The organism is Pseudomonas sp. Pseusp21, from assembly GCF_059492145.1.
The window spans coordinates 1,091,021-1,113,202 of record NZ_CP168520.1 but is presented as its reverse complement, the minus strand read 5'-3'; the positions used below and the strand labels follow the sequence as shown (position 1 = coordinate 1,113,202).

General features: G+C 62.1%; 18 protein-coding genes. 8 read left to right on the top strand and 10 right to left on the bottom strand.

What is annotated here, in order from left to right; genetic code table 11:
- Window positions 1-5 precede the first annotated feature (5 nt).
- Together ydiJ and ACEN93_RS04735 are read left to right on the top strand one after the other, a co-directional pair.
- Window positions 6-3,035 (top strand): D-2-hydroxyglutarate dehydrogenase YdiJ, encoded by a 3,030-nt coding sequence (gene ydiJ, locus ACEN93_RS04740; RefSeq protein WP_495611543.1) that lies wholly within the window; start codon window positions 6-8, stop codon window positions 3,033-3,035.
- Between the two features lie 115 nt (window positions 3,036-3,150).
- Window positions 3,151-4,320: an acetyltransferase domain-containing protein gene (locus ACEN93_RS04735; protein WP_495611131.1), complete on the top strand. Its 1,170-nt coding sequence runs from the start codon at window positions 3,151-3,153 to the stop codon at window positions 4,318-4,320.
- Between the two features lie 6 nt (window positions 4,321-4,326).
- Here ACEN93_RS04735 and ACEN93_RS04730 read toward each other — a convergent pair whose 3' ends face one another.
- Complete coding sequence (locus ACEN93_RS04730; RefSeq protein WP_103386934.1) at window positions 4,327-5,232, bottom strand: LysR family transcriptional regulator; 906 nt, start codon at window positions 5,230-5,232, stop codon at window positions 4,327-4,329.
- A 130-nt stretch (window positions 5,233-5,362) separates the two neighbouring features.
- On the opposite strand from ACEN93_RS04730, the gene ACEN93_RS04725 reads away from it, so the two are divergent.
- Both ACEN93_RS04725 and ACEN93_RS04720 read left to right on the top strand, forming a co-directional pair.
- Window positions 5,363-6,193: an oxidoreductase gene (locus ACEN93_RS04725; RefSeq protein WP_085667594.1), complete on the top strand. Its 831-nt coding sequence runs from the start codon at window positions 5,363-5,365 to the stop codon at window positions 6,191-6,193.
- 76 nt (window positions 6,194-6,269) lie between these two features.
- Window positions 6,270-7,802: an MFS transporter gene (locus ACEN93_RS04720; RefSeq protein ID WP_495611130.1), complete on the top strand. Its 1,533-nt coding sequence runs from the start codon at window positions 6,270-6,272 to the stop codon at window positions 7,800-7,802.
- Between the two features lie 48 nt (window positions 7,803-7,850).
- On the opposite strand, the gene ACEN93_RS04715 is transcribed toward ACEN93_RS04720, so the two are convergent.
- Window positions 7,851-9,242 carry an aldehyde dehydrogenase family protein gene (locus ACEN93_RS04715; RefSeq protein ID WP_495611129.1) on the bottom strand — a complete coding sequence of 464 codons (1,392 nt, stop codon included), beginning with the start codon at window positions 9,240-9,242 and terminating at the stop codon, window positions 7,851-7,853.
- Window positions 9,243-9,345: 103 nt separating this feature from the next.
- Between ACEN93_RS04715 and ptrR the strand changes: the two genes are divergently transcribed.
- Window positions 9,346-10,227 (top strand): putrescine utilization regulator PtrR, encoded by an 882-nt coding sequence (ptrR, locus tag ACEN93_RS04710; protein ID WP_414882873.1) that lies wholly within the window; start codon window positions 9,346-9,348, stop codon window positions 10,225-10,227.
- 88 nt (window positions 10,228-10,315) lie between these two features.
- Here ptrR and ACEN93_RS04705 read toward each other — a convergent pair whose 3' ends face one another.
- Together ACEN93_RS04705 and ACEN93_RS04700 are read right to left on the bottom strand one after the other, a co-directional pair.
- A complete protein-coding gene (locus tag ACEN93_RS04705) occupies window positions 10,316-11,881 on the bottom strand; it encodes an aldehyde dehydrogenase (NADP(+)) (protein WP_495611128.1) in 1,566 nt (521 codons plus the stop codon).
- Window positions 11,878-12,516 (bottom strand): cysteine hydrolase family protein, encoded by a 639-nt coding sequence (locus ACEN93_RS04700; protein ID WP_074688656.1) that lies wholly within the window; start codon window positions 12,514-12,516, stop codon window positions 11,878-11,880. The genes ACEN93_RS04705 and ACEN93_RS04700 overlap by 4 nt, the downstream gene beginning before the upstream one ends.
- Before the next feature lie 99 nt (window positions 12,517-12,615).
- On the opposite strand from ACEN93_RS04700, the gene ACEN93_RS04695 reads away from it, so the two are divergent.
- Entirely contained in the window at window positions 12,616-13,113 is a 498-nt protein-coding gene (locus ACEN93_RS04695; RefSeq protein WP_039766945.1) for a winged helix-turn-helix transcriptional regulator, read from the top strand.
- 70 nt (window positions 13,114-13,183) lie between these two features.
- Here ACEN93_RS04695 and ACEN93_RS04690 read toward each other — a convergent pair whose 3' ends face one another.
- From ACEN93_RS04690 to ACEN93_RS04665, 6 genes are all read right to left on the bottom strand, one after another.
- Window positions 13,184-14,599, bottom strand: a complete 1,416-nt coding sequence (locus ACEN93_RS04690) for a purine-cytosine permease family protein (protein ID WP_039766943.1) — start codon at window positions 14,597-14,599, stop codon at window positions 13,184-13,186.
- 288 nt (window positions 14,600-14,887) lie between these two features.
- Window positions 14,888-16,036, bottom strand: a complete 1,149-nt coding sequence (gene argE, locus ACEN93_RS04685) for an acetylornithine deacetylase (protein WP_495611127.1) — start codon at window positions 16,034-16,036, stop codon at window positions 14,888-14,890.
- Complete coding sequence (locus ACEN93_RS04680; RefSeq protein ID WP_039766940.1) at window positions 16,033-16,710, bottom strand: DUF1028 domain-containing protein; 678 nt, start codon at window positions 16,708-16,710, stop codon at window positions 16,033-16,035. Before ACEN93_RS04680 ends, argE begins: the two co-directional genes overlap by 4 nt.
- Window positions 16,711-16,737: 27 nt before the next feature.
- Window positions 16,738-17,154 (bottom strand): RidA family protein, encoded by a 417-nt coding sequence (locus tag ACEN93_RS04675; protein WP_007950460.1) that lies wholly within the window; start codon window positions 17,152-17,154, stop codon window positions 16,738-16,740.
- Between the two features lie 58 nt (window positions 17,155-17,212).
- A complete protein-coding gene (locus tag ACEN93_RS04670) occupies window positions 17,213-18,520 on the bottom strand; it encodes a flavin-containing monooxygenase (RefSeq protein ID WP_495611126.1) in 1,308 nt (435 codons plus the stop codon).
- 261 nt (window positions 18,521-18,781) lie between these two features.
- On the bottom strand, window positions 18,782-19,600 hold the full coding sequence (locus ACEN93_RS04665; protein ID WP_495611125.1) for an alpha/beta fold hydrolase: 819 nt from the start codon (window positions 19,598-19,600) through the stop codon (window positions 18,782-18,784).
- A gap of 184 nt (window positions 19,601-19,784) precedes the next feature.
- On the opposite strand from ACEN93_RS04665, the gene ACEN93_RS04660 reads away from it, so the two are divergent.
- Both ACEN93_RS04660 and ACEN93_RS04655 read left to right on the top strand, forming a co-directional pair.
- Window positions 19,785-20,234 carry a winged helix-turn-helix transcriptional regulator gene (locus tag ACEN93_RS04660; protein WP_039766933.1) on the top strand — a complete coding sequence of 150 codons (450 nt, stop codon included), beginning with the start codon at window positions 19,785-19,787 and terminating at the stop codon, window positions 20,232-20,234.
- A 237-nt stretch (window positions 20,235-20,471) separates the two neighbouring features.
- Window positions 20,472-22,178 carry a ShlB/FhaC/HecB family hemolysin secretion/activation protein gene (locus ACEN93_RS04655; RefSeq protein WP_490840948.1) on the top strand — a complete coding sequence of 569 codons (1,707 nt, stop codon included), beginning with the start codon at window positions 20,472-20,474 and terminating at the stop codon, window positions 22,176-22,178.
- Window positions 22,179-22,182: the final 4 nt, after the last annotated feature.

Sequence of the window (22,182 nt, the reverse complement as noted above, 5' to 3'; positions counted from 1 at the left end):
TCCCGATGATTGCCCAGCTGTCGCCTTCCACCGCGTTGAACACCGACTACCAACAGTTTCTCAAAGCCCTTGAAACCAGCGGCTTTCGTGGCGAAATCAGTGCCGACTACGCCAGCCGCGTGGTGCTCGCCACTGACAACTCGATCTATCAACGTTTGCCGCAAGCGGCGGTGTTCCCGCGTGATGCCGACGACGTGGCGCTGCTGGCGCGCCTGATCGCCGAACCGGCGTACCAGAAAGTGGTGATCACGCCTCGCGGTGGCGGCACCGGCACCAACGGCCAGTCGTTGACCGACGGCATAGTCGTCGACCTGTCGCGGCACATGAACCGCATTCTCGAAATCAACGTTGAACAGCGTTGGGTAAGGGTGCAGGCCGGCGTAGTGAAGGATCAACTGAACGCCGCCCTGAAATCCGCCGAGCTGTTTTTCGCCCCGGAACTGTCGACCTCCAACCGCGCTACGGTCGGCGGCATGATCAACACCGACGCCAGCGGCCAGGGCAGTTGCACCTACGGCAAGACCCGCGACCACGTACTGGAACTGCACATGGTCCTGCGCGGGGGCGAGCGCTTGCACGGCCGCCCACTTGAAGAAAGTGAGCTGGCAGCGGAATGCGCCCGTGAAGGCCGGGCCGGCGAGGTGTATCGCTGTGCGCGGCAGATCATTGATGAGCAGGGCGAGCTGATCCGGGAAACCTTTCCCGATCTCAACCGCTGCCTGACCGGCTATGACCTGGCGCACCTGCGCGAGGCCGACAACCGTTTCAACCTCAACAGCGTGCTGTGCGGCGCCGAAGGTTCGCTGGGGTTTGTGGTCGAGGCCAAGCTCAACGTGTTGCCGATCCCCAAGCACACGATGCTGGTGAACATTCGCTACGCCGGCTTCATGGATGCCTTGCGCGATGCCCGGGCGTTGATGGCGCTCAAGCCATTGTCGATCGAAACCGTCGACTCCAAAGTGCTGTTGCTGGCGATGCAGGACATCGTCTGGCACGGCGTCGCCGAGTACTTTCCGGAAAGCGCCGAGCGGCCGACGCTGGGGATCAACCTGGTGGAATTCTGCGGCGACGATCCCGAGGAGCTGCAACGCCGGGTCGAAGCCTTCGTCCAGCACTTGGGCAACGACGCCACGGTCGAACGCCTGGGGCATACGCTGGCCGTCGGTCATGCGGCGGTGAATCGCGTCTACGGCATGCGCAAACGCGCGGTGGGCCTGCTCGGCAACGTCGCCGGTGAAGCGCGGCCGCAGCCATTTGTCGAAGACACCGCCGTGCCGCCGCAGCACCTGGCCGAGTACATCGCCGAACTGCGCGACCTGCTCGACAGCCACCAATTGCAGTACGGCATGTTCGGCCACGTTGATGCCGGCGTGCTGCACGTGCGGCCGATTCTCGACATGAAGGATCCGCAACAAGCTGCACTGGTGCGTCCGGTGTCGGACGGTGTCGCCGCGCTGACCCAGCGTTACGGCGGCCTGCTGTGGGGCGAACACGGCAAGGGCCTGCGCTCGGAATATGCGCCGGCCTTCTTCGGCGACTTGTACCCGGCGCTGCAAGCCCTGAAGGCGGCGTTCGATCCGTTCAACCAGTTCAATCCGGGCAAGATCGCCACGCCGAATATTCCCGGCGCGGCATTGCTGAAGATCGATGAAGTGACCCTGCGCGGCGAACTCGACCGGCAGATCAACGAGAAAGTCTGGCAGGACTACGGCGCGGCCATGCATTGCAACGGCAACGGCGCCTGCTACAACTTCGATCCCGACGATGCCATGTGCCCGTCGTGGAAAGCCACCCGCCAGCGCGCGCAATCGCCCAAGGGCCGCGCCTCGCTGATTCGCGAATGGCTGCGGTTGCAGGGCGAGGCGGGGGTCGACGTGTTGGCCGATGCCAGCCGCCGTCCGCCGTTTTTCAGCACGTTGCTGCAGCGCTGGCGCAACAGCCGTGCGCAGGAACAGGACTTTTCCCACGAGGTGTACGACGCCATGGCCGGGTGCCTGGCGTGCAAGTCCTGCGCGGGGCAGTGCCCGGTGAAGGTCAACGTGCCGGACTTCCGTTCGCGGTTCCTTGAGCTGTACCACACCCGTTATCTGCGGCCGGCGCGGGATTACCTGATTGCTTCGCTGGAGTACACGATTCCGTACATGGCGCGGATTCCGTTTCTCTATAACGGCTTGATGGGCGCCTCGTTCAGCCGGCGCTTGATCGAACGTCTTGGCGGCATGGTCGATGTACCGTTGCTCAGCCGTTTCGATTTCCACGCGGCTATGCGTCGCTGGCAGGTTCAGCCGGCATCGGTCGAGGTGTTGTCGGCGCTGTCTGCAGCCCAGCGCGAACGCAGCGTGGTGCTGGTGCAGGACGCCTTCACCCGGTATTTCGAGGCGCCGTTGCTGGCGGATCTGATCGAGCTGATTTCGCGTCTCGGCTATCAGGTCTACCTGGCACCGTTCAGTGCCAACGGCAAGCCGCTGCATGTGCAGGGCTTCCTCTCGGCGTTCAATCGCGCGGCGTTGCGCAATGCCGGGCAATTGCGCGCGCTGGCCGAGATCGGTGTGCCGTTGGTAGGGCTCGACCCGGCCATGACCCTGGTCTATCGCCAGGAATATCTGAAAGTCCCGGGAATGGAGAAATGCCCGGAGGTGGCGCTGGTGCAGGAGTGGCTGCTCAAGATCATGCCGGAGCAAGTCGGAACGCGCCGCGACGAAACCTTCCGCCTGCTGGCGCACTGCACCGAAAAAACCAACGCTCCGGCCGCCACTCGGCAATGGGAGCAGGTGTTCGAGCGTGTCGGTCTGAAGCTGGCGACCCAGGCCACCGGTTGCTGCGGCATGTCCGGCACTTACGGGCACGAAGCGCGTAATCGCGAGACCTCGGCGGTGATCTACGAGCAATCCTGGGCGAAGCAGATCGAGGCGCCGTTGGAGAAGGGCGAAGCACTGGCCACCGGCTATTCCTGCCGCAGTCAGGTCAAGCGCCAGGCCGATCGACAGTTGCGCCATCCGTTGCAGGTCGTGCTGGAAACCCTGCGCACCGCGTGATCGCTGTTTGAGAACCGCTAGCGATTAGATCGGTTTTTCATGTTATAAGGTAACGCAAATTTTACGGCCGCTTTCGGGCGGCTGCATCGATCAACCTTTCGATTGCGATACTTCCATGACGATTGCGGTTCCCCGTTCTGCCCCCTCGGCGACTGGCCGGTTGCTGTCCATTGATGCGCTGCGTGGCCTGGTGATTCTGTTCATGTTGCTGGACCACGTGCGCGAAACCTTTCTGCTGCATCGTCAGGTCACCGACCCGATGGACATCGCCAGCACCGAGCCGGCGCTGTTCTTCAGTCGCACCCTGGCGCATCTGTGCGCGCCGGTGTTCGTGCTGCTGACCGGGTTGTCGGCGTGGCTGTTCGGGGAAAAGTACGCCGGCAAGGCTGACGTCAGTGCCTTTCTGTTCAAGCGCGGTTTGTTTCTGGTGGCGCTCGAATTCACCCTGGTGAATTTTGCCTGGACGTTCCAGCTGCCACCGACCGTGATCTATCTGCAAGTGATCTGGGCGATCGGCCTGAGCATGATCGCGCTGTCGCTGCTGGTCTGGCTGCCACGCTGGCTGTTGTTGACGCTGAGCCTGGCGATCATCGCCGGGCACAACCTGCTCGACGGACTGCACTTCGCAGCGGAGTCGGCGCTGCACATACCGTGGGCGATCCTGCATGACCGGGGCTGGATCGAGGCCGGCGAGACCTTGCGTCTGCGTACCTCGTACCCGTTGTTGCCGTGGATCGGCGTGATCGGGTTGGGTTACGCGCTGGGGCCGTGGTTCGCTCGTGCGGCCGATGCCGGGGTGCGTCAGCGCCGTTTGTTGATCAGTGGCATCACCGGTTTGCTGGGCTTTGTGGCGCTGCGGCTGGTCAACGGTTACGGCGAGAAACCCTGGGCCTTCGGTGACAGCGGTCTGCAAACCCTGATGAGTTTTTTCAACATCACCAAATACCCGCCGTCGCTGTTGTTCATCACATTGACGGTGAGTGTCGGACTGTTGCTGTTGCTGGTGTTCGAACGCGCACAGGATCGACGCTGGATTCGCTGGCTGACGGTGTTCGGTTCGGCACCGATGTTTTTTTACCTGCTGCACCTGTATGCGCTGAAGGTGCTGTACCTGATTGGCGTGGCGCTGTTCGGGCTTAATCAGGGCACGTATTTCGGTTTCTCGTCGGTGACGGCGGTGTGGCTGGCGGCGATGGTGCTGGCGGTCGCGTTGTTCCCGGCCGTGCGCTGGTTTTCGGCATTGAAGGCCCGGCGTCGCGACATTGCCTGGTTGAAGTATCTGTAAAACGGCTCAGCCCGTTTTGCCATCGCGGGCAAGGCGGGCGAAGTCGATAAACGCCTTGAGTGGCGCCGGTACATGGCGCCGGCTCGGGTAATACAGGTGCAGGCCGGGATAGTACGGGCACCAGTCCGCCAGTACCTGCACCAGCCGCCCGCTTGCCAAGTGCTCGCGGGCCATGTCCTCGAACACATACGCCAGTCCCAAGCCCTGCAACGCCGGGCCGACCATCAGGCTGACATCGCCCAGGGTCAGCGGGCCGTTGACTTCGATTTCCTGATCGATGCCACCGCGTTCGAATTCCCAACGATACAGCGCGCCGCTGGGAAAGCGGTGACGGATGCAGGGCAGGGCGTGCAGATCCTCGGGTTTTTGCGGCGCGGCGTGCCGCTCGAGAAATGCCGGCGAGGCGACCACCACCGAGCGCAAGGTCGGACCGATCGGCAGCGACACCATGTCCGCCTCCAGCCGATTGCCGAACCGCACCCCGGCATCAAAACCGGCGGCGACGATATCCAGCAGCGCATCGCTTTCAACCACTTCCAGGCGGATGTCCGGATAGGCCTGCAGGAACGCCCCGGCAATCGGTAGCAACACCAGTTCGCAGGCCTGGCGCCCCGCAGTGATGCGCAGGTTGCCGGAAGGTTTGTCGCGAAAGTGATTGAGGTCTTCGAGCGCGTCGTCGATGTCGCGAAATGCCGGTTTCAGCCGCGCATATAACCGCTCGCCCGCTTCGGTCAGCGCCACACTGCGAGTGGTGCGATTGAACAGGCGCACGCCCAGGCGATTTTCCAGAGCGCGCAACGAATGGCTCAGCGCCGACGGTGTCAGGCCCAGATCCACCGCTGCACGGCTGAAATTCAGGTGCTGGGCGATGCAAAGAAAGATCGACAGATCCGCCGTGGACGGGTTTTTCATTTGTGAACACCTTTCACAAAGTCATGCAAATTTGTTGGGATTATCACATCAGTAGCACGGCTTTAAAGTCGACTCAACTCATCAAGAAGGCCCGGCAATCTCGCCAGGGTCACCGACAGGAGGAGTTGATATGCGTACCTGGCTGATTACCGGAGCTTCCCGTGGTTTTGGCATCCTTATCGCTGAACAGGCCCTGCGTGCCGGTGACGCGGTGATTGCCACCGCCCGCAACCCGCAAGACATCACCGACCGCCTCGGCGATCACCCGAACCTGCTGGCGGTGCGCCTCGATGTCACCCGCGAAGAAGAAGCCCACCAAGCGGTGGCAGCAGGCATCAAGCGCTTCGGCCGCATCGACGTACTGATCAACAATGCCGGCTTCGGCGTGTTGGGCGCCGTCGAAGAAACCAGCGCCAGCGAAACCGAGCGCCTGTTCGCGACCAACGTGTTCGGCCTGCTCAATGTCACCCGCGCGGTGCTGCCGCACATGCGTGCCCAGCGCAGCGGACGGGTCATCAACATCTCGTCGATTGGCGGTTATCAGGCCTACGTGGGCTGGGGTGTCTACGGCTCGACCAAGTTCGCAGTGGAAGGCATCAGCGAAGCGCTGCATCAGGAACTGGCGCCGCTGGGCATTCATGCCACGGTGGTCGAACCGGGCTTCTTCCGCACCGACTTCCTTGACGAACAATCGCTGATCAAGACCGCACTGGTGCTGCCGGACTACGACGAAACCGTCGGCAAGATGCGCACGTTTGCCGAAGCGGCCAACCATGCCCAGCCGGGCGATCCGCTGAAGTTTGCCGAAGCGATGCTGGCGCTGGTCAACGCACCGAACCCGCCGCAACGGCTGGCGCTGGGCAGCGACACGGTTGCACGGATCGAGGCGAAGAACCGCTTGGTGGCGCAGGAATTGGCCGAGTGGAATGAGCTGGCGCTGTCCACGGATTTCAAGGACTGACCTGGCCCCTCGTTGAAGCTATCGCAGGCTGCGCTCTATTGATCGCAGCCTGATTTTCTTTTCATTGGATGAAATCATGACAAACGTCTCCCAACACACGGGCGCGCGCGACAAGCTGCTGATCCTCGCAGCCATTTGCCTGTCGGCTCTGGTCCTTCCGTTAAGTTTCACTGGTGGCGCGGTGGCAACGCCGGCCATTGGCGGTGACCTGGGCGGCAGCCCGGTGGCGCTGACCTGGATCACCAATGCGTTCATGTTGTCGTTTGGCAGTTTGCTGATGGCAGCAGGGGCGTTGGCCGATGTCTATGGACGCAAGCGCCTGTTCACCAGCGGAATGCTGTTGTTCACCGCCGCGTCGATTGCCCAGAGCCTGGCACCTTCGGTGTTCTGGCTCGACGTATTGCGAGCGGTTCAGGGCGTGGCCGGTGCGGCGGCTCTGGCCAGTGGTTCGGCGGCGCTGGCGCAGGAATTCGAAGGTCATGCGCGCACCCGTGCGTACAGCATGCTCGGCACCACGTTTGGTATCGGTCTCGCGTTCGGCCCGTTGGTGGCCGGAGCGTTGATCGAGGCGTTCAACTGGCGCGCGATCTTTGTGTTCACCGCGCTGATCGGTGTGATCGCGATGGTCTTCGGTCTGCCGCGCATGCGCGAAACCCGCGACCCCGACGCCAGCGGTCTCGACTGGCCGGGCACCGTGACATTCAGTTCGATGCTGGCGCTGTTTACGTTCGGTGTGATTCAGGCACCCGAGAGCGGTTGGGGCAGTCCGTTGGTGGTTGGTCTGCTGGGTGCTTCGGCGCTGTTGCTGGCGCTGTTCGTCTGCATCCAAATGCGCGTCAAACGTCCGATGCTCGATCTGACGCTGTTCCGCTTTCCGCGCTTCGTCGGTGTGCAGATGCTGCCGATCGGCACCTGCTATTGCTACATCGTGCTCGTGGTCATGCTACCGCTGCGTTTTATCGGCGTCGAAGGCTTGAGTGAAATCGATGCCGGCCTGCTGTTGCTGGCGCTGTCGGCGCCGATGCTGGTGGTGCCGATGCTCGCGGCGTCCATGACCCGGTTTGTCTCGGCCGGCATCCTGTCGGGCGTGGGTTTCCTGATAGCTGCCATGGGGCTGCACTGGCTGAGCCTGTACGACGTCGGCGAGCCGAAATTTGCGCTGGTGGTGCCGATGGTATTGATCGGAATCGGCGCGGGCCTGCCGTGGGGTTTGATGGACGGACTGTCGGTCAGCGTGGTGCCGAAAGAGCGCGCCGGCATGGCGGCCGGGATTTTCAACACGGTACGGGTGGCGGGTGAGGGGATTGCACTGGCCAGTGTCGCGGCGATTCTTGCCTCGCTGCTGCATACCGATCTGCAAGCCGTAGCCAGCGGTGCAGACACCGCGCTGATTGCGGAGACGGCGCACCGGGTGACCACCGGCGACATGGCCCATGCGATCAACACGGTTCCGGGGTTGGATAATGAACGTCTGGTGCAGGGTTACGCCTCGGCGTTCCAATATCTGCTGCACATCCTGACGATCATCACCCTGGTGTCGGCGGCTGTGGTGCTGGGGCTATTAAGCAAAGATCGGACGGTCTCGGAACCCCAACAGGCTGCGGCATAAATGAAAAAGCCCGGAAGCGCAAAACGCTTCCGGGCTTTGTTCATTGGTTCAGCGGCGATCCAACCACACCGTCTGCGCATTGCAGAACTCGCGCACGCCGAAGTGCGACAGCTCGCGGCCGAAACCGCTTTTCTTCACGCCGCCGAAGGTCACGCGCGGGTCGCTGGCGGAGTAGCCGTTGATGAACACGCCGCCGGTTTCCAGTTCGCTGGTCAGTTGCTGGGCCAGGGCGACGTTGGCGGTGTAGATCGTGGCGGTCAGGCCGAACTCGCTGTCGTTGGCCAGGGCCACGGCATGGGCGCAGTCGCGAGCGGTGATGATCGAGGCCACCGGGCCGAACAGTTCCTGCTTGAACGAAGTCATGCGGTCGGTGACGTCGGCCAGTACGGTCGGCTCGTAATAGTTGCCCGAACCTTCTACTTTGCTGCCGCCGAGCAGCAGGGTGGCGCCTTCTTCCAGGGTGTCGCGCACTTGTTGATCGAGTTCGTCACGCAGGTCAAAACGGGCCATCGGGCCGATGTAGTTGTCGGCGGACAATGGGTCGCCCATCTTCAACTGGCGGGTGGCTTCGACGAATTTGCGGGTGAATTCTTCGACCACACCTTCTTCGATGATCAGGCGTTTGGCGGCGGCGCAGACTTGCCCTGAGTTCTGGTAACGACCGATCACCGCCGCTTGCACGGCTTCGTCGATATCGGCGTCATTGAGCACGATAAACGGATCGGAGCCGCCCAGTTCCAGTACGCATTTCTTCAGCGCGGCACCGGCCTGTGCACCGATGGCCATGCCGGCGCGGACGCTGCCGGTCAGGGTTACGGCTGCAATGCGCGAATCGGCAATGGCGGTCGAAACGCCTTCCGGGGTGACGTTGATCACTTCAAACACGCCATCGGCAAAACCGGCGCGGGTGAAGGCGTCGCGCAGCAGGTAGGCGCTGCCCATCACGTTCGGCGCATGTTTGAGCACGTAAGTGTTGCCGGCGATCAGCGCCGGGACCGCACCGCGCAGCACTTGCCAGATCGGGAAGTTCCACGGCATCACGGCGAGGATCGGGCCGAGCGGACGGTATTCGATGCGCGCCTTGCCGCCTTCGACCAGCGTCGCTTCGGCGTTGAGCATGGCCGGGCCGTGTTCGGCGTACCACTCGCAGAGCTTGGCGCATTTCTCGATTTCGCCACGGGCCTGGGCGATCGGCTTGCCCATTTCCTGGGTGATAATGGTCGCCATGGCTTCGCTGCTGTCACGCAGCGCGCCGGCCAACGCTGTCAGGGCGCGGGAGCGATCCTGCAGCGGTTTGCGTTTCCACTTGTTGAAGCCGAACGCCGCGCGGGTCAGCGCAGCATCGAGGGCTTCGGCGGATTCGAAGGCGTAATGACCGATCTGCTCGCCGGTGGCGGGATTGATCGAGATAGCGTGGGTCTGGCTGGAAATCGGGCTCATGGCATCGTCCTGCGAGGTCAGTGGATGCGCTCAGAGTAGGGTGGCGTTTGGTTTCTGGAAACTGAATAATAAAGAGCGTTTCTTTCACGATTGGAGAATGACTGTGGATCTGGTGCAACTGGAAATCTTCAAGGCCGTTGCCGAGCACGGCAGCATCAGCGCTGCGGCGGCGCAGATCCATCGCGTGCCGTCGAACCTGACGACGCGCATCAAGCAATTGGAGGAGGACCTGGGCGTCGACCTGTTCATCCGTGAGAAAAGCCGCTTGCGCCTGTCGCCGGCGGGCTGGAGTTTTCTCGAGTACGCGCGGCGCATTCTCGACCTGGTGCAGGAAGCGCGCGCCACGGTGGCCGGCGAGGAACCGCAAGGCGCGTTCCCGCTGGGCTCGCTGGAAAGTACGGCGGCTGTGCGGATTCCCGGTCTGCTGGCGACCTACAACCAGCAACATCCGAAGGTCGATCTGGACCTGTCGACCGGTCCGTCCGGGACGATGATCGACGGTGTGCTCTCCGGGCGCCTGGCGGCCGCGTTTGTCGACGGCCCGGTTTTGCACCCGGCGCTGGAGGGCATTCCGGCGTTCGAAGAGGAAATGGTCGTCATCTCGCCGCTTCACCACGGGCCGATCCAGCGCGCGGCGGACGTGAATGGCGAGAACATCTATGCGTTCCGCTCGAACTGCTCCTATCGCCATCACTTCGAAAAATGGTTCAGCACCGACGCTGCGGTGCCCGGCAAGATCTTCGAAATGGAGTCCTATCACGGCATGCTCGCCTGCGTCAGCGCGGGTGCCGGCCTGGCTTTGATGCCGCGCAGCATGCTGCAGAGCATGCCCGGCTGCGCGACGGTCAGTGTATGGCCGCTGGCGTCGGATTTCCGCTTTCTGACGACGTGGCTGGTATGGCGGCGGGGTACGGTTTCGCGCAGTCTGAGCATGTTTGTGCGTTTGCTGGAGGAGCGCGGTGTGGTGCGTGCAGAAGAGAATTGACGCTCTGGGTTCGGGTCTTCTCCATGAAGACCTGCTCATTTGATTGAAAAGCGTGCCCGGTTCGGTGATTCGCCGAACCGGGCATTTTTCATTGGCCGTCGATGCTGCGAGGCAGGTCGAGTGGATTGGCGTCGCGCAACACCTCCGGCAGCAATGCATCGGGAAAGCCCTGATACGCCACCGGCCGCAAAAAGCGCTCGATCGAGGTCATGCCGACCGAGGTGAAGCGGCTGTCCGAGGTGGCCGGGAATGGGCCGCCGTGTACGGTGGCGAAGGTCACTTCCTGCGGATGGGCGAAGGCGTTGACCACAATGCGTCCGGTGCGTCGTTCGAGGATCGGCAGCAGACGCTGGGCCAGATCCAGATCGCGGTCTTCAAGGTGAATGGCTGCGCTCAGTTGGCCCTTGAACGTGCGGGCGACTGCCAGTAACTCTTCATCATCCCTGACCGTTACCAACAACGCGGCCGGGCCGAACACTTCATGGGCCAGTGCGGTTTCGTTGAGAAAGTGCTGACCACCGACTTCCAGCAACGCCGAGCGGCCCTCAAACTGGCCATCCGACGGCGCGCCGACCGCCACCAGATTCGCCCCCACGCTTTCCATCGCCACCAGGCCGTTAACGTATGACCCGTGAATCCCCGGCGTCAGCATCGTACGCGCTGGCGCTTCGCTGACCCGTTTGATCATCGCATTGCGCAGCGCTTGCAGACCTTCGCCTTCAATCGCGATCAGAATCGACGGACACAGACAGGCCTGCCCGACATTCACCAGCATCCGCTCGATAAAGCCATCGCCGATTTCTCCGCCACGCGCGGACAGCGCTGCGGGCAAAATGAACGTCGGGTTGACGCTGGTCATTTCGGTGAAAACCGGAATCGGATCAGGCCGCAACTGCGCGCGGCGATAAAGCGCCATGCCGCCCACCTCTGAACCGGTGAACGTCACCGCTTTAATCAAAGGATGATCGACCAGCGCCTCACCGATCGCATTGCCGCCACCGCGCACCATGGAGAAAACCCCTTCATGCAAGCCATGCGACTGCACCGCTTTGCGGATAGCGCGAGCCTGGATTTCCGATGCGCCGGGATGTGCGTTATGCGCCTTGAGAATCACCGTCGCACCGGCCGCGAGTGCCGACGCAGTATCGCCACCGGCTACCGAATAGGAGATCGGAAAATTGCTCGCACCGAAGATCGCCACCGGGCCGATGGCGACTTTCTGCAGGCGATGATCCATCCGTGGTCGCGGCTGGCGATCAGGTTGCGCCGGGTCTATCGCCAGTTGCAGAAAGCGCCCCTTGCGCACCACCTCGGCGAACTGACGGAACTGGGTCGCGGCCCGGGCGGCTTCGCCTTCGAGCTGCGCCTGAGGCAGGCCGGTTTCCAGCGCGGCGCGGGCGGCCAATTCTTCGCGTACGGCGTCTAGGTTGTCGGCGATGCTTTCGAGAAACGCCGCACGTTCGGCCAGCGAAATGTGGCTGTAGCTGTCGAAGGCCGCGTCGGCGAGGGTTGCCGCCTGATCGACCTGCGCTGCACCGCCGAAGGCGAATTCCGGTTCGATCAGCGTGTTGGTTGCCGGATTCAGCGCCTTCATCGTGCCCTCGGTGGCGGGGACGTCAGCGGCGCCGATCAGCATGTGGCCGGTCAGAGTCATTTTGCGTCACCTTGCGACTGAAGGTTGGCGATCAGTTCGTCTGTAGTGGTGATGACATGAGCGAAGGTCGGGCCGTTGAGTTCGTGGGCGGCGTGCATCATTTCCTCTTTAAACGCGGCGGTCGCATCGCGCACCAGCGTGACGTGATAGCCGAGTTCCGATGCATAGCGCGCGGTGGCCTCGATGCAGGTATTGGCCAGCAGGCCGACGATGATCACGTGGGTGACGCCTTGCTGTTTCAGGCGAAAGTCCAGGTCGGTGTTGGCGAAACCGCTGGAGCCCCAGTGTTCCTGGACCACGATGTCGCCGTCCTTCGGCGCGAAATCCGGGTGCCATTCACCGCCCCATTCGCCGCGCGCAAAGTGGTGCATGTGCATGATCTTTTGTTGGGTCGGGGTTGGATGGTCCCAGTTCTCGTAGTCGCCTTTGACCCAGCGATGATGCGGTACGATGACCACCGGAATCGGCAGGGCCCGCACGGCGCGATCGAGTTTGCGCAGGTTGTCGAGCAGGCCGTTCTGTTCGGCCATCGGTTTGAGCAGCGGAAAGATCTTGCCGCCCTCGGAGAGAAAATCGTTGTACGGATCGACCAGCAGATAGGCGGTTCTGTCGAGCGGATAGAGAGGTTTCGACATGACGATGGACTCCGGCAATGAGAGTGATCGATGCTCAGGGCTTGTTCCCGCATCTTGTTGATATGATAATCATAGTAACTGTGAAAGAGGCAAGCCCTGATGGCTGTAAACGATAGTCTTCCCGACACGCTGTGCCCGATTTCCCGGGCCGAGTCGATCGTCGGCGACCGCTGGACGGTGCTGGTTTTGCGCGAATTGTTCATGGGCAGCCATCGCTACGACGAGATCCTGGCCCAGACCGGCGGCACGCCGCAGATGGTCGCCGCCCGTCTGAAAAGCCTGGAAGCGGATGGACTGGTCGAGCGCCGCTTGTACAACGAACGGCCGAAACGCTACGAGTACCATCTCACCGCGAAGGGCGAGGCGTTTTACCCGGTGATAATTGCGTTGCGCGCCTGGGGCGAGACCTGGTGCAAATCGCCGGAGGAGGGTCTGGCGGTGAACATGACCCACAAGAACTGCAACCACAGCGCCGGCCTCGGGCCGTTGTGCGATCACTGCGGCGAAGTGTTGCGCCGTGAGGATCTGATCAGCCAGCCGCAAGAGGCGTACGCCGCGGAACGACAGGCGCGGCGTGAGGCGTTCAAAGCGAAATAGGCGGCCCCATCCAAAACAAAAAAGGCCCTCATTTGCGAGGGCCTTCGTGTGTCAGCGCAGAACGAATGGCTTACAGACTGCCCGCCAGTTTCCCGGAGGTCAGCCGCCGACGATAAGCACTGTCACGGGTCGCCAGCCAGAAATACAGCGGCGAGGTCACCAGAAGGCCAACCAGCCACGACAGGTCCGCGCCGTTGATGTGCGCCGACACCGGCCCGACGTACAGCGGCGTGTTCATGAACGGAATCTGCACCGCGATACCGATCGCATAGGCCAGCAAGGCCTGCGGGTTGTAACGGCCGTAGATGCCGCCATCGACCTGGAAGATCGAGCCGATGTCGTACTGGCCTTTGTGGATGGCGTAGAAGTCGATCAGATTGATCGCGGTCCACGGCACCAGTACGACCAACAGCACCAGCACCATGTCGACGAAGTGGCCGATGAAGTCCGCCGAGGCGCCGACCGCAGCGAAGCAGCAGGCCAGCAGGACGATGATCGAAATCACTGCGCGGCTCTTGGCGGTTGGAATCCAGCGGTAGGCAAAGGTCTGCACCAGGGTGATCAGCGACAGCACCGCGCCGTACAGGTTGAGGGCGTTGTGGCTGATCACGCTGAGCAGGAACAGCACCAACATCAGCGGGCCGATGGCGCCGGTGGCGAGTTTCACCGCGTCCATGGTGTCCATGCCCACCGGGGTTGCCAGCACCGCGACGGCGCCGAACACGAACGACAGGCTGGAGCCCAGCGCCGATCCCAGATAGGTGGTCCAGAAGGTCGCCGCCACCGGCACGTTCGCCGGCAGGTAACGCGAGTAGTCCGACACGTAAGGCGCGAACGCGATCTGCCACAGCGCCGCCAGCGACACCGTTGCCAGCCAGCCCGAGAGGTTGAAGCTGCCGCGCGTGAGAAAATCATCGGTCTGGATGTGGGTGAGGATGTAGCCGAAGCCGACCACGATGCCGATTCCCAGGACCCAGGTGCCGATGCGGTTGAGCACGTGGATGAAGCGGTAACCGATGATGCCGATGATCCCCGAGCCCAGTGCGCCGATGACGATGCCGACCGGCACTGGAACGCTGTCGACCACGCCATGCAGGGACTTGCCGGCCAGCACGATGTTGGAGGCGAAGAAGCCGATGTACATGACGCCGGCAATCAACACCACCAGCAGCGCGCCGAGGGAGCCGAACTGCGCACGGCTCTGGATCATCTGCGGGATACCCATCTGCGGGCCTTGCGCCGAGTGCAGCGCCATCAGCACACCGCCGACCAGATGGCCGACCAGAATGGCGACGATGCCCCACACCAGATTCAGGTGAAACAGTTGCACGCCGAGAGCGCCGGTGACGATGGGCAGCGGCGCGATGTTGCCGCCGAACCAGAGGGTGAACAGATCCCGAACCTTTCCGTGGCGATCTTCGGGCGGCACGTAGCCGATCGTGTGTTTTTCAATGAGCGGTGCAGACGTTGATGCAGAGGTGGTCATGACGAACTCCAAGGCAAGGACGAGTACGTGGACGTACTTCAATGAGCGCCGGCACGGACGGCGCATTTCTTGTTGGGGTGATCATGGGCAAGGAAAGGGCAGAGATAAATTAGTAGTTTTGTTGCTTCAGGCGTTAAAAAAACGAGGCTCTCCGGTCAGCTGAAAACGCTCTGTTCCGGTTGTTTCAGAGCCATGAACGACAACGCAGCTGACCTCCATCGGAGCAGCTGTCTGTCGGTGTTATTGCGGCTCGGCTGCGGATTTGAAACCGGCAGCCAGACCGGTTTTTCAAAGGCGAATAGACGCCAACATTCGATGCAGCATTTCATCGCAGGCCGTGAGCTGATCGACGCTGACAAACTCGTCCGGCTTGTGGCCCTGATCCATGCTGCCGGGGCCGCACACCACCGTGGGAATCCCCACCGCGTCGAACAATCCGCCTTCGGTGCCAAAGGCCACGGTGCCGAAATCGTCCGAGCCACAGAACGTGGCGATCAGTTCCGCAGCCTTGCTTCTGGCATCGGTTGCGAGCCCCGGATAGGCCGACAATTCGCTGAAACGGATATCGCTCTGCTCGCTGACGGCTCGCATGCGCGGCAGCATTTGCTGCTCGGCGTAGGCCTTGAGTTGCTGCGCGACCAACGCCGGATCCTGCGAGGGCAGGGCACGGATTTCGAAGTCGAAACGGCAATCGGCGGGGACGATGTTCAACGCCTTGCCACCGCTGATCACGCCGGTTTGCACCGTGGAATAAGGCGGGTCGAAACGCGGATCGAGGTGTTCATCCTTGAGTTGCCGGCCGATGCGTCCCAGCTCGCCGATCAGCTCGGCGGCGCATTCGATGGCGTTCACTCCGAGCGGCGCATAGGCCGAATGACAGGCGTGCCCCTGGACATCGCAACGTATGGCCAGTTTGCCCTTGTGCCCGAGCACCGGTTTGAGCTCGGTCGGCTCGCCGATGATGCACAGCAGCGGTTTGACCGGACGTTGCTCCAGCACCTTGAGCAGCGAGCGCACACCGAGGCAGCCGACTTCTTCGTCGTACGACAGGGCAAAGTGCACCGGCAGGCGCAACGGTGCTTCGATCAACGACGGCACCAGCGCCAGCACACAGGCGATGTAGCCCTTCATGTCCGCGGTGCCGCGACCGTAAAGCTTGCCGTCGCGCTCGCTGAGTTCGAACGGCGGCATCGTCCACGGCTGGCCATCGACGGGCACTACATCGGTGTGCCCCGACAGCACGATGCCCGGTTGATCGGCCGGGCCGATCGTGGCGAACAGGTTGGCTTTGCTGCGCTCATCGTCGTAGATCAGCTCGCACGGCACATCGAAACCTTCGAGGTAGTTGCGCACGAACTCGATCAATTGCAGGTTGGACTCGCGGCTGGTGGTGTCGAACCCCACCAGCGTCTTGAGCAACGCGACGCTGTCGCTCATCGGTCGTCTCCGGCAACTCCATAACCCGGCGCCTTGGCCGGATCCAGGGCGCGGTCGATGTAGTCCTGAAGCTGCGGGCGATAGGCGTCCCAGAGTTTCTGCAATTGGCCGATCGGGTCCTCATCGGCCCAGTCCACCCGCAGGTTGACGATGGGCCAGGTCAGTTCACCGACCACGACCACGGCCGCCGAATGCACCGGGCCCGCTTCACCGCCCAAGGCCTGAGCGGCGTGCAAGGCCTTGATCAGGCGATCGGCCAACTGGCCTTCGCCTTCTTCGAACGCGCTGACCATGGCTTCGATCACCGAGCGCCCGGCCAACATGTTGCCCGCCGCCACGCATTGCTCGCCCGACACGGCGTTGTGCACGCCCAAGGTCTGCGCGCCGCTGAAATGCGCGGTCTGGCCGAGGTGGTTGATCGCCGTGATCTGCCGGTACTGACTGTAGCCGTTGCGGGTCAGCACCTTGTCCAGCGCCGCCTCGGGCGCCAGGCCTTGTTCCATCAGGGCAAGCACTTCCGGGCCGAGGGACGGCAGGGTGATGTTCTGGCTCGACACTGCGCCGACACCCGGCAACAGCCACGGGCAGCGTGCGCCGACGGCGATGCTGGAGGAGCTGATGGCGATGCCGAACTGACCGGTTTCGGGGCAGCGGGCGGCGATGGAAAATGTCATGTGTGGCCTCCTTTCGCTAAGGTCGAATTACTCGGGAATCACCGCAACCACATCAATCTCCATCAGCCACTGCGGCTGACCCAAAGCCGACACCACCAGCCCGGTGGAAATCGGGAACACACCCTTCAGCCATTTGCCGACTTCCTGATACACCGGCTCGCGGTAGCGCGGGTCGATCAGGTAGGTGGTGGTCTTGACGATATGGCTCAGGTCGCTGCCGGCCTCTTCGAGCAGTTGCTTGACGTTGCGCATCGCCTGTTCGGTCTGCGCGCGCGGGTCGCCGAGGCCGACCAGTTCACCGTCGAAATTGGTGCCGACCTGGCCACGGACATACACGGTGTTGCCGGCGCGCACGGCCTGGCACAGGTCGTTGTCCAGGGTCTGGTTCGGGTAGGTGTCCTTGGTGTTGAACATGCGAATGCGGGTGTGGGTTGGCTGACTCATGTGAGGCTCCTGACGAAATCGGACCCGGCGCGACGGGCGCCGGGATTGAAGAGGGAAATCAAGCGTCGACGGTGTCGACAGCGTGGTTGTGCAGCGCGGCTTCGCGTTGTTCGGCATCGCGATAGGCCAGGTATTTGCGTTGGGTGGCGATGTGATCGGCCACGTGTTTGGCGTCGTGCCACACGCCCCAGATGAACGACGACCCGCGCCGCGACTGCCACGGCAAACCGAGGAAATACACACCCGATTCGCTGGACACGCCGCGCTGATGTTGCGGCTTGCCGTTGTCGTCGAAAGCGGCGACTTTCAGCCACGAATAGTCCACGGCAAACCCGGTGGCCCAGATGATCGAGGTGATGCCGGCGGCGGCCAGATCGAGATCGGCCAGCGGGTTTTTCACGCATTCAGGGTCCGGATAAGCCTCGCGGGCTTCCGGTTCCAACGGCAGATCCAGACCGTTGCGTTCGATGTAGGCGTCGGCGGCATCCAGCAGCGCGAGGTAGTTCTCGTCGCCACGTTTGAGGTTGTCGCGCAGGTCCTGTTTGAAGGTCACCACGCCGTCGCTGAACGATTCGGTGACGCCAACCAGGGTCATGCCGCGATGGGCCAGACCACGGAAGTCGATGGTGCGGCCACCGTGGGCGCCGCTGACGGCGATGGTCACATGCTCGCGGCCGGGTTTCATCGCGGCCTGATCCCACTCGCCGAGCACGCCTAGCCACCAGCAGAAATCACGGTTGCGGTAAGCGCGGGGAGGGCGATCGTGGGCGCCGACCGAGAGGTAAACCTGCTTGCCCGAGCGCTGCAATTCATCGGCGATCTGCACGCCCGATGAACCGGCACCGACCACCAGCACTGCGCCGGCCGGCAGTTGTTGCGGGTTGCGATAGTCGGCCGAGTGAATTTGCAGCAGACGCTCATCTTTTGGCGCAATGGCCGGGATCACCGGACGCTGGAACGGACCTGTTGCAGCGACGACGCGGGCGGCTTCGATCACGCCTTCGGAGGTCTCGACGGTGAAGCCAGGACGTCCGACATTGCGCACCACGCTTTTTACCTCGACGCCGGTGCGGATCGGCGCGTTGAATTTTTTCGCATAGGCTTCGAAGTAGTCGGCGACGCGTTCCTTGTGGGCGAAACCGTCCGGATCGACATCATCGAATTCCATCCCCGGAAACCGGTCGTGCCACGCCGGACCGTTGGCCACCAGCGAGTCCCAGCGCCCGGTGCGCCAGCGTTCGGCAATGCGGCTGCGCTCCAGAACGAGGTGCGGCACCCCGAGTTTGCTCAGGTGTTCACTCATGGCCACACCCGCTTGACCGGCGCCGACAACAAGCGTGTCTGTTTTTATTATTTCAGTGGTCATCTCTGATCCCTTCTCACGAGGCCGTTGGATTCAGGTCGCTGTCGACCTGTTCTCTGTGCTTGGGATCAGACTAGGGAGGGGGGGGGTTATCGGTAAAATATTATTAAGCTGGCATGTGAAGATAAAAACGTGATGCAGAGGTCTGAAAGCCCCGTAAACAAGGGGCTTCGCCCTGGCACCGGAATCCGGGACAACGAAAAAAAGGGCCGTCGACAGGTGTGTCGACGGCCCTTTTCAGTTGGCGCTTGATTTACATCGAATTCAACGATTGAGGAACGCCAGCAGGTCTTCGTTCAGTGCCTGCGCATGGGTCACGGCAAACCCGTGCGGCGCACCGGCATAAACCTTCAGCTCGGCACCCTTGATTTGCTCGGCGGCGCGTTTGCCGGTGGTTTCGAACGGCACGATGACGTCGCCGTCACCATGGATCACCAGCGTCGGCACATCGATTTTCGCCACGTCAGGACGGAAGTCGGTTTCCGAGAACGCAGTGACGCAATCCACGGTGCCTTTGAGCGAGGCCAGCAGGGCGATGTTCAGGGTTTGTGTCAGCACGCCGTCCGAAACTTTCTGACCTTTATCGAGGCCATAGAACGGCGTGTTGAAGTCTGCGATGAACTGCGCGCGATCCTTCAAAAGACCCGCCTTGATCCCGTCGAATACCGACTTGTCGACGCCCTCGGCGAAGTCCGGTTTCTTGCCGAACAGCGGCGTTACCGCGCCCAGCAACACCAGCCCGGCGACACGCTCGCTGCCGTGACGCGCGATGTAGCGGCTGACATCGCCGCCGCCCATGGAGAAGCCGACCAGGGTCACGTCACGCAGGTCGAGGTGCTCGATCAGTTGCGCGATGTCATCGGCGAAGGTGTCGTAGTCGTAGCCGGTCCACGGCTGCTCGGAACGGCCGAAGCCGCGGCGGTCGAAGGCGATGGTGCGGTAGCCACGGCTGCTCAGATATTCCATCTGGTATTCCCACATGTCGGCATCCAGCGGCCAGCCGTGGCTGAACAGCACGGGCTTGCCGCTGCCCCAGTCCTTGAAATAGATCTCGGTGCCGTCTTGGGTCGTGAAGGTGCTCATGAAAACTCCTTATGTCGGGGCGTGTGTGGTTGCCGGGATGGCATCGCTGACTATCGCGGTTAAGCGTCTGGTCTACTTGTACGCAGGTGCTAAGTTTCGCCAGCCGATCAGCGTAGACGCCTGCGGGCGTCAGAGTTGTAAGATGCAACCACGATTTGATGACCGTTTTGCTGGAGAGCGCTGGATGAAACGCAAAAGCCTGGAGGGCAACATCTGCCCGGTTGCCCGGACACTCGACCTGATCGGTGACTGGTGGTCGTTGCTGATCATCCGCGACGCGCTGGAGGGCATCAGTCGTTTCAGCGATTTCGAGAAGAGCCTGGAAATCGCCAAGAACATGTTGAGCATGCGGCTCAAAGGGCTGGTGGAGCGGGGCATCCTGCGCCTGGTGCCGGCGTCCGACGGCAGCGCCTACAAGGAGTACGTGCTGACGGAAAAAGGCCGGGCGTTGCAAACCGTGATCGTTGCGTTGTCGCAGTGGGGTGGGGAGTTCATGTTCGAGCCTGGCGAGCCCGGGTCGGTGATGGTAGATGCGCAAAAGCGTCAGCCGATCAGGAAGCTTCAGTTGCTGTCGGCCGATGGTCGGGTGCTGGCGCCGGAAGATGTGGCGACGAAACTGGCGGTTGAGCACTGAGGTGAAGTAAGCGGGGTCTGTCGGATGTTTCGTTTTTCGGAACGTTCTCTGATTTGGTGACCGTTTTTCCTTGGTTGATCTACGAAACATCCTGCATCTCTGTCGGAGTCGGACGATTTCACCGATGCCGCTCGTCGGCCACACTATTTCGGTGAATCCTTAAATTGACGTCAGAATAGTGGCTCTTTAACATAGTGCCACTATTCTGATATCGCTTTCCGTCTCGAGGGATCGAACATGTCCTCACCCGCCCTCGTGGCGAGGTTGTGCCTGGCTTTGCTATGCCTTTCTCCGCTCCAAACCGCACTTGCAGCACCCACCCCCGGTGAAACCGACCTGATCCGCGAACGCCAGAACCGTCTGCTCGAAGAGCAGCAGCGACGGCTCGAAGAACTCAAGGATCTACCTGGCAAAGAGGCCAAACCGGCGCAGCCGGAAGCCCCCACCGACACGCGTTGCTTTCAGATCAACGACATCGAGCTCAAAGGCGCCGACAGCCTGTCGGAGAGCGACAAGAGCCGTTTGCTCAAACCCTACCTCGGCCAGTGCCTCGGTGTGCCTCAGCTGAATGAAGTGCTGAAGGTCATCACCGATCACTACATCGAGAAGGGTTGGGTGACCAGCCGTGCTTACCTGCCACAGCAGGATCTGTCCGGTGGACATCTCAAAGTACTGGTGGTGGAAGGCAAACTCGAGGGCTTGAAAGGCGCCGACAACAGCAAGCTTTCGGAGCGTGAGTTGTCGATGGCGTTTCCCGGCAAGGCCGGTGAGTTGGTGAACCTGCGCGAGATCGAGCAAATGGTCGATCAGCTCAATCGCCTCCCTTCCAACCAGGCCCAAATGGAGCTGTCGCCAGGCAAGAACGTTGGCGGCAGTGAGGTGCTGGTCACCAACACCCCGCAGAAACCATGGCGCGCCGGGCTGTCGCGTAGCAACGACGGCCAGCGCAGCACCGGTGAACAGCAGTGGGGCACCACGTTCGATTGGGACAGCCCGTTGGGTCTGGCTGACCAGTTGAGTCTGCGCGGTGGTCACGACGCGATGACCGATCACCAGCACACCTCCAACAACGCCATGCTCAACTACAACCTGCCGTGGGGCTGGTGGAACTTCAGCTACACCTACAGCCAGAGTGAGTACCGCTCGCAGATCGCTGCCAACGGCTACAACTTCAAGCAGACCGGCGACAGCGAGAACCATCAGTTGCGCGCCGAGCGGGTGATCCATCGCGACTCTGTCAGCAAGACCTCCCTCAGCGCCGGTCTGTCGTATCTGCGCACCAACAACTTCATCGAAGACAGCAAGCTCAAGCTGAGCAGCAACCGCATCAGCGAAGCGCAGTTCGGCTTCAACCACGGACGTCGTATCGGCAGCGCCTTCGTCAACTTCGACGCCGGCATGCAGGAAGGTATCGGTGCATTCGACGCTCAGGGCAGCCACGATCCGGGTCCCGGCGAGCCCGACGCGCGCTATCGCAAGTACACCGCGACCCTGAGCTATCTGCAGCCATTCAAAGTGTGGGGCGAGTCCTTCAGCTTCAGCAGCCTGATGACCGGCCAGCGCAGCGAAGACGTGCTGTTCAGCCCGCAGCGCACCAGCCTCGGCGGGTCGTCTTCGATCCGTGGCTACAAGGATCAATCGCTGTCAGGCGACAGCGGCGGCTATTGGCGCAACGACCTGCGCTGGTCGCGCCCGATCAACGCCGAATGGCTGCGCCCGGTGTTCGCCGAATACGGCACCAGCCTCGGCTATGACCAGGGCGTGATTCGTGGCGACCGTTACAACGGCGAGCAACACGGGCGCATGTCGAGCAACTCGCTGGAGCTGTTTGCGCGTGGCGAACACGTGGCAGCAAGTGTGACTTTTGCCCATTCCCTGGAACGCCCTGACGTGCTGACCGAGCGCGAAGCGCCGATCTATTTCCGCGTGGATTTCTTCCTCTAGTTTT